Source organism: Nostoc sp. FACHB-152, from assembly GCF_014697475.1.
In the GTDB taxonomy this organism is placed as follows: domain Bacteria; phylum Cyanobacteriota; class Cyanobacteriia; order Cyanobacteriales; family Nostocaceae; genus Nostoc_B.
In genome coordinates, this window is record NZ_JACJRV010000082.1 from 16,606 (window position 1) to 28,178 (window position 11,573).

Below are 11,573 nucleotides of genomic sequence, written 5' to 3' on the forward strand. Positions count from 1 at the left end.
GAGAGATGGATGGGTTCATCCATCACTGGATTGTACAAAAATATCAACCCAGAGTGGACGACAACAGAGGGCCAGTTGCCTATACTAAATCCATAGCAACGTTAGCACAGTTGAGTTGTAAGGCTTAAGTTTGCTTAATACAAACCAAAACATGACTTACGACCGTGATAATTATTCTTTATTCGTTTTGCCTTCAACCCAGGATCATCTTCAAGGTGTACTGAATGCTGTTGTAGTCCTCGTTATGTATGGAGATTATGAATGCTTTCAAAGTGCCAACGTCTATCGATTAATTAAAGTTGCCGGGCAGCAATTGAAGGTTTTGTTTGGAGAAAACAATTTAGGTTTTATCTTCCGTCATTTTCCTCAGGTACAGATTCATCCAAATGCTCAACGAGCTGCCCAAGCTGCGGAAGCCGCATCGGCTCAAGGGCAGTTTTGGCAAATGCATGAAATATTATTCATTCATCAACAGGAGTTGGGAAATGGCTATCTAGTTGAGTACGCCAATCGTTTAGGACTTGATATTTCTCAATTTTTGCAGGATTTATCCAGAGGAACGTATGTTGAGCGGATCAATGCGGATATCGAAGGTGGACTGCGAAGTGGAGTTGAGGCCGCGCCCGCTTTGTTTATTAATGGAATTCGCTATCTTGATCACTGGACTTTTGAGCAGGTAATGGCAGCTATTGTTGCTGCAAATGATTAAGGTTTTTAGTGCTTATTTTAATAAGCATTTCCTAATTTCTATACAGACAAGAAGAACCAGAGATTTGAGCAATTTAGTAAGAACACAGAGGCGATCACAATGATAGTTTTTACAAAGAAAAAAGTTCAAAAATTGTTGCTGTGGTTACTTGCATTTGGTGTTGTCGTTGGGATATTAATGCATCCAACATCAGCTATTTCAAAACAAGTACCTCAAGCGTCCGGCTCTAAACCTGCGATCGTTCTTGTTCATGGGGCTTTTGCTGACGGCACATCATGGCAACACGTTATTCCATTGTTGGAGCAGGATGGCTACAGGGTGACTGCTGTGCAGATTCCCCTCACCTCGCTTGCTGATGATGTCGCAACGACAAAACGGGTGATTGGCAATCAAAAAGGTTCCGTTGTTTTGGTCGGGCATTCCTATGGTGGCAATGTAATCACAGGTGCGGCTGCTAACAATCCACAGGTGAAAGCTCTGGTTTATGTCAATGCTTTCGCACCGGATGTCGGTGAAAAGACGAGTGATTTGAATAAAAAGTACGCAGCACCTCCGATTAGTACGGCAATTGTATCTGATGCGGCAAACTTTCTTTATATTGATCGCGGGAAGTTTCACGAATTTTTTGCCCAGGACGTATCGAAGGCTGAAGCGCGAGTGATGGCAGCAACCCAAAAGCCCATCGACAGCGCAGCCTTTGAGCAATCAGTGAATGACATCGCTTGGAAAACGATTCCTTCTTGGTTTATCGTGACTCAAAGCGATCGCGCCATCAACCCCGAACTTCAACGATTTATGGCTAAACGGATTGGTGCTAAGACAACAGAAGTTAACTCCAGTCATGTTCCTTTTATCTCTCATCCAAAAGAAGTTACTAAAGTGATTGAAGCAGCAAGTACGGCTGTGAAGTAATCCCAATTTAACGATTTGTTAGTGAGCCAAGTCCTGCAAACCAATGAGACGCAAGTTTAGTTTCTGGCAGAACATTTGGTAGATACACCATTGGTAAACAGTTAAATTCAGCAGATCGGGTATTGTAAATGAATAACTAACAGTATTTTAGTGATTGCTCTTTAAATCAGTTCATTCTTAGCTCCATTTATCCATTGTAGATAACAGAGGAAGAGAACTTTATGACTAATTATGACTACATTGTAATTGGTGGAGGATCGGCTGGTTGTGTAGTTGCCAATCGTCTAACCGAAGACTGTGACACAACCGTGTTACTCCTCGAAGCAGGCAACCCAGCTACAAAACCAGAAATTCAAATTCCGGCGCAATGCTTTAGCCTAATAGGCTCTGAAGTGGATTGGAGTTACATTTCTGAGCCAGAACCCTACCTGAATTCTCGCAAAATGTTTTGTTCCCGTGGCAAAGTCTTGGGGGGCAGCAGTTCGATTAATTTCATGATGTATGTCCGGGGCAATCCTCAAGATTATGATCGCTGGCAGGAATTAGGAAATCCCGGATGGTCGTACCTTGATGTATTGCCCTATTTTAAAAAATCGGAACACCAGCAGCGAGGCGCGTCAGAATTTCACGGAGTTGATGGGGAGTTGAGCGTTACCGATTTGATCTCCCCTGCTGTAGTATCCAAACGCTTTGTAGATGCCTGTGTGTCAATGGGATACAACTACAATCCTGATTTTAATGGAGTACAGCAAGAAGGGGTAGGACTGTATCAGTTGACAGTCAAGGATGGTAAACGGCACAGTGCTGCTGCTGCTTTTCTTCTACCCATTCTTCATCGTCCCAATTTGACTGTAACGACAGGGGCATTGGTGACGCGATTGCTGTTTGAAGGCACTTGCGCTGTTGGGGTGGAATATCTGTATGAAGGTATGCTCCACCAGGTCAGAGTCAACCAAGAAGTAATTTTAAGTGCAGGCGCATTTGATTCGCCTAAGCTGCTAATGCTTTCTGGTATTGGGAATGCAGAATATCTGCAAGCGATGGGAATTTCTGTTGTTGCAGATTTGCCGGGTGTCGGTCAAAACCTTCAGGATCATATTCTCACTTGTGTTGTTCAAGCAGCTACTCAAGATATACACCCTGCCATCACTAGTAATGGAGTAGAAGCCGGATTATTTTTGCATAGCAAGAGCAATGTGGAGTCTGCACCCGATTTGCAGTTCTTTTTCGGCCCCATTCAATTTTTGTCACCTGGTTATACCCCTGCTGATTTTGGATTTACAGGGGCAGTCTCTCTTACCCGTCTTCAAAATGTTGGCAGTGTTAGTTTGCGATCACCTGACCCCAAAAATCCACCAACTCTTCGGATGAATTATCTACAAAGTCAAGCCGATGTGCAGAAGCTGGTTGAGGGAATTAAATTAATGCGCCAATTGTTTCAAACCAGTGCTTTTGATGGGTTTCGTGGCAAAGAAATTGCTCCGGGTGCTGAGGTTCAGAGTGATGCAGCACTTGAAGTTTACATTCGGGATACTTGCAGCACTGTATGGCATCCAGTTGGTACTTGCAAAATGGGCATTGACTCAATGGCAGTGGTCGATACTGAGTTGCGGGTACATGGAGTTGAGGGATTGCGAGTTGTTGATGCCTCCATCATGCCAACAATCACCACGGGAAATACGAACGCACCAACCATCATGATTGGTGAGAAGGCAGCAGATTTAATTAAAGCAGGTCGCACAGAACGAACGGTTCTCAGCAAATATAACGTCGAAAATCCGGCGTATTCATCTATTTAGAAACGGGAGATAGTCTTTCTTTGATCAATCTCCGATTATCGTACCTGTTGAGTGTTTATCGGTCGATGTTAGGCAAACGGAACACTCAATCTCTGTCAAGGAATACACGATGGCACTGATTACAACACCATTCGGACGACATTCCACCGCCGCCGAAGTCGTAGAAGGAATTGATCTTTCCGGCAAACGGGCGATCGTTACGGGAGGCGCATCGGGCATCGGCGTAGAAACGGCGCGGACACTAGCTCAAGCTGGAGCGATCGTCACACTAGCTGTGCGTAATACCGATGCTGGAGCGCAAGTTGCGGCTGACATTATGGCTACTACTGGGAACCGGAATATCCATGTTGCTCCGCTTGATTTAAGCGATCGCAACTCAATTGCCAAGTTCATTGCTGCCTGGCGTGAGCCACTGCACATACTCGTTAATAATGCAGGGGTAATGGCACTGCCCGAACAGCGTACACCCGAAGGCTGGGAGATGCAATTTGCCACTAACTATCTGGGACACTTTGCCTTAGCTCTCGGACTACACGACGCTCTCGCTGCCGAGGGTGCTGCCCGTATCGTGGTGGTTAGTTCTAGCGGACACCTGATGTCGCCCATTGTGTTCGATGATATTCACTTCATGTTCCGTCCTTATGATCCGTGGTTAGCGTATGGACAGTCCAAGACCGCAACTATCCTCTTTGCTGTGGGTGCTACTGCACGCTGGTTCAAAGATGGGATTACCGCTAATGCCCTGATGCCAGGAGCGATCGCCACCAACCTCCAGCGTTATACGGGCGGTCTTAGAACCCCACCTGATCGGCACAAGACAATAGCGCAGGGTGCAGCAACTTCCGTTCTGTTAGGAACCTCTGGGCTACTCAAGGGCGTTGGCGGACGCTATTTCGAGGACTGCAATGAAGCTACTCTCGTCACCAACGGGAACGGCTATATGAGCGGAGTTGCTACCTACGCCCTGCACCCAGCTAATGCCGATCGGCTCTGGAATGAATCGTTGCTCCTGCTCGCTTGACCTGGCAATAAAGGACTTCCCACTAAAAAAATATCCCATCACTTTGTAGGCAGGGAGCAGGAGGAAGAAACAGTTGCGTTGAGTTTAAAAATTGGGATAATTTATTTTCTGGACTTCCCTAACAGTGAGCTTTTATAGAAGCTAGTGGTCTGTGTCATTAGTTCTGAAGGGTTAAGAGAACGAACTGCGTACTTTCGCGTTCGCGTAGTGTCTCGTAGATAAGGAAGAGGTAAAAAAGAAAAATTTAAAAACTGATTTATCCATCAAAATTAATGACATGAACTAATAGTTTAGAAATGAAATTTTACCCTGGTTGCGATTTTCGAGGAATGGTTGTAACTAGCTTACAGAGCCGATGATTTTCAGAGTTTATAACACCCTCTATACCGCTTAAAAACTGATCTATTACTTAAAAGGAACTCAAAACTATGAATTCACAAACAACTCAAACCACCACTATTGCTGACGAGTCAGTAATCCGTGCTTTCCATCGCCAAATGATTGATGCTTGGAATCGAGGTAGCGGCGAAGGCTTCGCTGCCCCGTTCAGCGAAACTGCTGATTTCATTACGTTCGAGGGTACGCATCTCAAGGGTCGAAAAGAAATCGCTGCATTTCATCAGCAAGCGTTCGACACGGTTGTCAAAGGAACACGCTTGGAGGGTGAGGTGGATTTTGTCCGCTTCGTGAACTCGCAACTCGCGCTCATGCTTGTAGTTATCAGGGTAATACTGCCCGGACAAACCGAAGCTTCACCATCACGAAATTCCCTGCCGCTATACGTCGTAACGAAAGGCGACGAAGGTTGGCAGATCGAAGGGTTACTCAATACCCGGAAGTTAACGCTAGAACGTCAATTCTTCTTAGACGACTTTGACTCACTGAGCGCAGAGGCTCAACGTCAAGTGACCGAACTCATTGCAGGTCTCAAGCAGGGTCATTAAGCAGATGAATCAAAGGAGATGTAAAGAATGGCACTAAGTTAAAATACAGCCCTTACCCCAACTGGTTAAGAGCTTCCAGATTCTTAACGAGAATACAACAGTATTTGGGCTTTTCTTAGTACCATTCGGAACAAACCAATGGACTGTTGAAGGCGAGCGTAGATAAGCTAATAATCATTCAAATTGCATCTTTGCGTCTCCCCTTCTCCGTGTCCCCATGTCTTTCTGAGGCTAAGGATTATGTAACTTAAAGACGGATTAGCTTACTGGGACGGGTCGAATTCTTAGGTGTTCACTGTTGTGTCATGCAGCAGGTGAAATAATTTCGGCGGTGCAGATGCTAATGCAAGTTCAGATACCTTATACTGTTTTGCGCGATCGCGTTTTAACTCATCCAACAATGACTGAAGGGTTAAATCTGTTATTCTCAAAGTTGTGATGCAACAGAACCGATAACACTTCAATGGTTCACACAAATCCAGAATCTTTATCAGATTAACCTATGAAAAAACTAGAAGGAAAAATCGCCCTTGTCACGGGTGGCAACAGTGGTATCGGTCTTGCCACTGCCAAACAGTTTGTTGCTGAAGGTGCTTATGTCTACATCACAGGCCGTCGCCAAGTCAAACTGGATGCTGCTGTAGAAGCCATTGGTAAAAATGTTACGGCTGTGCAGAGTGATGTTTCTAATTTGGCAGACCTGGATCGTCTGTTTGCCACCATTGAGCAAGAGCAAGGACACCTCGATATTATCTTCGCTAATGCTGGCGGTGGACAAATTGCCCCACTTGGAGCAATCACTGAAGAACATTTTGACACAACATTCAACGTAAACGTCAAAGGTTTGCTGTTCACCGTACAAAAGGCACTGCCACTGTTACCAGAGGGAGCTTCTATTATCCTGAATGCTTCAATTACTTCTATAAAAGGTACGCCAGCATTCAGTGTTTACAGTGCCACTAAAGCCGCTGTGCGATCGTTTGCACGTAACTGGATACTCGACCTCAGAGAACGCAAGATTCGGGTGAATGCCATTAGCCCTGGTGTGGTTCCGACTCCTGGTTACGATCATTTGGGACTGAATGACCAGCAGTTACAAGAATTCGTGGACAGCCAAGCCAGCACCATTCCACTGGGACGAGTTGGCAAACCCGATGAGATTGCCAAAGCCGTTGTCTTTCTCGCTTCAGATGAAAGCAGCTTTGTGAACGGCATTGAGTTGTTTGTTGATGGCGGTATGGCACAGATTTGAAGTCCAAAAGGGGTTAAAGATGAAGCTGATCTCTGTTAATCTCGGGTTGCCGCGTGAAGTGTCCTGGAAAGGAAAACCCGTCCGCACTGGAATTTTCAAAGAGCCAGTTAATTCGAGAGTGATGGTGCGTGAACTCAATTTGGATGGCGACCGCCAAGCGGATCTCACTGTTCATGGCAGAGTGGACAAAGCCGTATATGTCTATCCGTTGGAGTATTATGATTACTGGCGAAGCGAATTGCCTGACACAGAGTTAACACCAGGAATCTTTGGTGAAAATTTCACAGTCACAGGATTGAGAGAAGAGGAAAAGCTTTATGTTCGCGAGCAAAACAATCCAGAGTTACTGTATCGTGCTGCTCAACTTGAAGCCTTACCCCAAAGCTGGTGGGATTACTTTCAAGAGCAGATCCGTCGTCAGGATGTGAGATAGGTCAACCGGTCGTAAAACATCATCATGTCACTTTTATCACTTATAAGGAGTAATTTCATGACTACATATCGCACAGTTTCGGTTGATGATCTAGACATCTTTTACCGTGAAGCGGGTTCCCGTGATAATCCGACGATTCTGCTGTTGCACGGCTTTCCAACTTCCTCTCATATGTTCCGCAATCTCATACCTGCCCTCGCTGATAAATTCCATCTTGTTGCGCCTGACTATCCTGGTTACGGCAACAGTTCGATGCCCAGTGTCAATGAATTTGACTACACGTTTGATCGCTTGGCTGAGATTGTGGAGAAATTTATTGACGCGATCGCTCTCAAAAAGTACAGTCTTTATGTGATGGATTATGGCGCACCAATTGGCTATCGAATTGCAGCTAAATATCCAGAGCGGGTGCAATCTTTGATTGTTCAAAATGGCAATGCTTACGAAGAAGGTCTGCGCGAATTCTGGGAGCCAATTAAGGCATACTGGCAAGTGCGATCGCCTGAGAATGCTGAAAAGCTCAAATATCTGGTCACTCTGGAAGCAACCAAGTGGCAATATACCAATGGTGTTCGCAATCTAGAAGTAATCAGCCCCGATACCTGGACAGTGGATCAAAATTTCCTTGATCGCCCCGGAAACGAAGAGATTCAACTGGCGCTGTTTTATAGCTATGGCACCAATCCACCTCTCTATCCCCAATGGCAAGAGTATTTTCGCCAGTATCAGCCCCCTACCCTGATTGTTTGGGGCAAGAACGACTACATCTTCCCTGCTGACGGCGCTTATCCCTACCAGCGTGACTTGAAAGACATTGAGTTCCATCTACTCGATACCGGACATTTTGCTTTGGAAGAAGATGGGGATGCGATCGCAAACTATATCGAGCAATTTCTCACATCACGACTGCAATCTGTTCTCATATCAGGTTCGTCTAATTAGTTACGATAAAAACTTTGCTGACTTCTTTGCGCCTTTGCACCTACCCTGCCCCTGCGGATTCGCCGTTAGGCGTTCTCGTAAGAGTAGCCGCTCCGCGTCTATGCGTGAGATTTAGTTATAAGTATAAAGAGTATGAACAAGAGAGGACTGATGTAGTAAAGATCGGCTGGAATCGTCAAAAAATGACCAGATAAAAAACACCTACCTTTGTAAAGCCTTTTATTGAAAAATTAAGGAGGATTGGTCATGGCAGCAATCGATACAGCACCGTTAGAAAACAGCTTGGGATTTCTAGCTTTAGGAGCTTATATTCTCACCTTAATGCCCACGAATCTCAGAATCATTTTTCCTCAAACTAAACAAACGAACCTCCCCAAATGGCTGTTTAAATATCGGCGACTTATCGGTATTCTGGCTTTCTGCTTTGCTTTGCTTCACGCTTTCCTCTTAGTGAAAAAGAGAGACCTTGATTTTTTAGATCCCAATACCTATTGGATTTATATCCAAGGTATATCTACCTTCATAATTTTTACTCTCTTGGCAATTACTTCTAATGACTGGTGTGTCAAAAGACTGAAAAAAAATTGGAAGCGATTACATACCCTGACTTACTTCGCTATGTTCCTGCTCACTTGGCACGTTTGGGACAAAATGTTAGAGCATTGGAGCTATTTAACCCCGATTGGGCTAGTAGGGATTGTCACGACAACCCTTTTATTTCTGATGCGACGCTGGATTGAACATCGGAATAAACAACAAAAAGCGAAAAGAAAAGCGTTCTCATCTCAAATTACAGAAAAAATTACTCTATAGTACCGCTAGTCTCCGACACCGTTACGCAGTGGGTGCAAGCCAGATTATTCTCCCACTCGCACAAGGAATGTCCTGTTATGAGATCGAAACCAATTACCAGGAAATCTTCAGCAGTATTGGCAATCAGCACCCTAACAATCTTGGTTGGTAGTAGCAGTTGTGCTAGCCTATTGTCTTCCTTCCGAAACGCTAGTGTTGCTACTAACTCTGTTGCAACCATTCAACCCTTATGTTCTCTCCCAGGAAATTCAACTTGGGTTTACGCGATCGCAATTAGCCCTGATGGACGATTCCTCGCCAGTGGCAGTTACAATAAAAAAATTAAAATTTGGGATCTGTTTAGTAACACCTTACTTTATACTTTAGAAGGACACGGCGATGCAGTGGTCAGCCTTGCCATCAGTCCAGATAGCAAGCTGCTCGCTAGTGGCAGTTGGGATAATCGAATTAAACTCTGGAATTTAGAGACGGGGCGACTGCTTCGTACTTTAGATGGACATACAGATGATGTAGAAGCTGTTGCCATCAGCCCCAACGGAAAGTGGTTAGCCAGTGGTAGTGCTGACACAACCATCCGTATCTGGAACGTGCAGACTGGGGTACAAGTTCATCAGTTATTGGATGGAAAGTGGGTAAGAACTGTTGCTTTCAGTCCCGATGGGCAGACCTTAGCTAGTGGCAATGAGGGTGGTACACTCAGAATTTGGCGACTTATGGATGGTGCTGTTCTAAAAACCCTGAATGCTCATTCACAAGCCGTGCGCTCAGTGACTTTTAGCCCTGATGGACGAACTTTAGCGAGTGGCAGTGCTGATATGACAGTCAAACTCTGGCAAATGCCCACTGGTAAATTGTTGCACTCCCTAATTGGACATTCAGGAGTTGTGTGGTCTGTGGCTTTCAGTCCCGATAGTAAGAGATTAGCTAGTGGTAGCAATGATAGCACTATCAAGTTATGGGGGTTGCCTGAAGGCAAACTCTTGGAGAATTTGATCGCGCATGAGCGAGGCGTGCGGTCAGTAGTTTTCAGACCGTATGGAAACATGATAGCCAGCAGCAGTACTGACAAAACCATCAAACTCTGGTCTCTTCCTAAAGAGTGACCAGAAACTTTCACCAAACAATACCTTCACCAAAAAAAGAGGAAACGCATGACCACTTATCGCACAGTCTCAATCGATGGTTTAGATATCTTTTATCGTGAAGCTGGTTTTCGCGATCGCCCAACGCTTATGCTATTGCACGGCTTTCCAACCTCGTCTCAGATGTTCCGCAATCTCATCCCCGCATTGGCGGATCAATTCCATCTGATTGCACCTGATTATCCTGGTTTTGGCTATAGTTCTATGCCAATGGTTGATGAGTTTGATTACACCTTTGATCGCCTTGCTGAAGTGATGGCAGGTTTTATCGATGCGATCGGCTTGAAACGCTATAGTCTTTATTTAATGGATTATGGCGTGCCGATTGGCTATCGCCTAGCAACACAGCATCCAGAGCGAGTAGAATCGCTGATTGTGCAGAATGGCAATACTTACGAGGAGGGACTCGGTGATTTCTGGAAGCCCATACGCGCTTTTTGGCAGAATAAGACACCCGAAAATACCGATCGCGTGCGACAGGCTCTGGCAAGCAAGGGCGCAAAATGGTATTACATCACTGGAGCCAGAAATATAGAAAACCTCAGTCCCGATACCTGGATTCTGGATCAAGCACTTCTTGATCGCCCTGGCAATATAGATATTCAATTGGCATTGAAATACGACTACCAATCTAATGTGCGATTATATCCACAGTGGCAAGCTTATTTATGCCAATATCAACCACCGACGTTAATTGTCTGGGGCAAAAATGACCAGGGCTTTTTAGTCGAGGGAGCTTATGCCTACAAACGTGACTTAAAAAACCTGGAGTTTCATTTGTTTGATACGGGACACTTTGCTCTTGAAGAAGATGGGGATGCGATCGCAGACCATATTCGTCGCTTTCTGACCACTCACGTTGTAGAGAATACCAAGCTAACCACTAGTAACAAATAGTTTTGGCTTTTAAACGATGTCGCTAAAAAGTGATTGTCATTCTACAAATACTATTGATTGAGATTAAAAATGAAATTTACGCCCATTTGACTACTCTTTCTCCTTTACAACAGCGTATTCTTGTTTTGCTTGGGTTTGGGACTACTATTTACACCCAACTTGGTGGCCAATCTTTTACCCCTGAGTAGTCTTTCTTCTAACTCCCGAAAAAACGCGCGAACCGGAAGTAACCAGTCAGAACTTAATTTGATCGAGCGTTCTTGTTCTAATTTTTGGGGTAATTGAATGCTGTTGTATGTACGTGGTTCTTTTCTCTAACATTCTCCTAAGAACACTATGTCAGCTTCCAACTACCTTAATTTTCCTCCCCGCCTTGGTTTAGACCACAGTCCCTCTAACCCTAGCTTTTTCCATCTATGTAACACTTCTCGCACAATTTGTGCAGTCCAATCAATTATCATGATAATTTTGTTTGGGCTTTTTTTCAATAGTAGAGTAGTCGCTGCCAGCTTCAAATCAGATTTTACCGCCAATAATTTTGGGTTTTCACAATCAGTAAATCCTCAAGGTATCACAAGTACAGAGCAACAATTACGTGTAGATAAATTCTTAAGGGGCTACAAAAAGGGCTAGAATGCAGACAGAATAAGTCTCATAGCTCTTTGACCTTGTTGGTAGAAAGGACGCTTATTAGGACTTAATGTCAATA

At 44.6% G+C, this 11,573-nt stretch carries 12 protein-coding genes; all 12 read left to right on the plus strand.

What is annotated here, in order from left to right:
* Positions 1 to 151: 151 nt before the first annotated feature.
* The 12 genes from H6G76_RS30575 to H6G76_RS30630 all read left to right on the plus strand — a co-directional run bounded on the left by H6G76_RS30575 (position 152) and on the right by H6G76_RS30630 (position 10,864).
* Positions 152 to 709 carry a DsbA family protein gene (locus tag H6G76_RS30575; protein WP_190709365.1) on the plus strand — a complete coding sequence of 186 codons (558 nt, stop codon included), beginning with the start codon at positions 152 to 154 and terminating at the stop codon, positions 707 to 709.
* 99 nt (positions 710 to 808) lie between these two features.
* Positions 809 to 1,621 carry an alpha/beta fold hydrolase gene (locus H6G76_RS30580; protein ID WP_190709367.1) on the plus strand — a complete coding sequence of 271 codons (813 nt, stop codon included), beginning with the start codon at positions 809 to 811 and terminating at the stop codon, positions 1,619 to 1,621.
* Positions 1,622 to 1,842: 221 nt separating this feature from the next.
* Positions 1,843 to 3,420 carry a GMC family oxidoreductase gene (locus H6G76_RS30585; RefSeq protein WP_190709369.1) on the plus strand — a complete coding sequence of 526 codons (1,578 nt, stop codon included), beginning with the start codon at positions 1,843 to 1,845 and terminating at the stop codon, positions 3,418 to 3,420.
* A gap of 109 nt (positions 3,421 to 3,529) precedes the next feature.
* A complete protein-coding gene (locus H6G76_RS30590; protein WP_190709371.1) occupies positions 3,530 to 4,441 on the plus strand; it encodes an SDR family NAD(P)-dependent oxidoreductase in 912 nt (303 codons plus the stop codon).
* 428 nt (positions 4,442 to 4,869) lie between these two features.
* Positions 4,870 to 5,385, plus strand: coding sequence for an SgcJ/EcaC family oxidoreductase (locus tag H6G76_RS30595; protein WP_190709373.1), 516 nt, complete (start codon positions 4,870 to 4,872; stop codon positions 5,383 to 5,385).
* Between the two features lie 298 nt (positions 5,386 to 5,683).
* The gene (locus H6G76_RS30600) at positions 5,684 to 5,824 is read left to right on the plus strand and encodes a hypothetical protein (RefSeq protein WP_242056588.1); all 141 of its coding nucleotides are present in this window, start codon (positions 5,684 to 5,686) and stop codon (positions 5,822 to 5,824) included.
* A gap of 63 nt (positions 5,825 to 5,887) precedes the next feature.
* Positions 5,888 to 6,637: an SDR family oxidoreductase gene (locus tag H6G76_RS30605; protein WP_190709375.1), complete on the plus strand. Its 750-nt coding sequence runs from the start codon at positions 5,888 to 5,890 to the stop codon at positions 6,635 to 6,637.
* A 58-nt stretch (positions 6,638 to 6,695) separates the two neighbouring features.
* On the plus strand, positions 6,696 to 7,070 hold the full coding sequence (locus H6G76_RS30610; RefSeq protein ID WP_313934862.1) for an MOSC domain-containing protein: 375 nt from the start codon (positions 6,696 to 6,698) through the stop codon (positions 7,068 to 7,070).
* A 57-nt stretch (positions 7,071 to 7,127) separates the two neighbouring features.
* Positions 7,128 to 8,012, plus strand: coding sequence for an alpha/beta fold hydrolase (locus H6G76_RS30615; protein ID WP_190709380.1), 885 nt, complete (start codon positions 7,128 to 7,130; stop codon positions 8,010 to 8,012).
* A 246-nt stretch (positions 8,013 to 8,258) separates the two neighbouring features.
* Entirely contained in the window at positions 8,259 to 8,825 is a 567-nt protein-coding gene (locus H6G76_RS30620) for a ferric reductase-like transmembrane domain-containing protein (RefSeq protein WP_190709382.1), read from the plus strand.
* A 77-nt stretch (positions 8,826 to 8,902) separates the two neighbouring features.
* Positions 8,903 to 9,928, plus strand: a complete 1,026-nt coding sequence (locus H6G76_RS30625) for a WD40 repeat domain-containing protein (RefSeq protein WP_190709384.1) — start codon at positions 8,903 to 8,905, stop codon at positions 9,926 to 9,928.
* 48 nt (positions 9,929 to 9,976) lie between these two features.
* Complete coding sequence (locus H6G76_RS30630; RefSeq protein ID WP_190709386.1) at positions 9,977 to 10,864, plus strand: alpha/beta fold hydrolase; 888 nt, start codon at positions 9,977 to 9,979, stop codon at positions 10,862 to 10,864.
* Positions 10,865 to 11,573 lie beyond the last annotated feature (709 nt).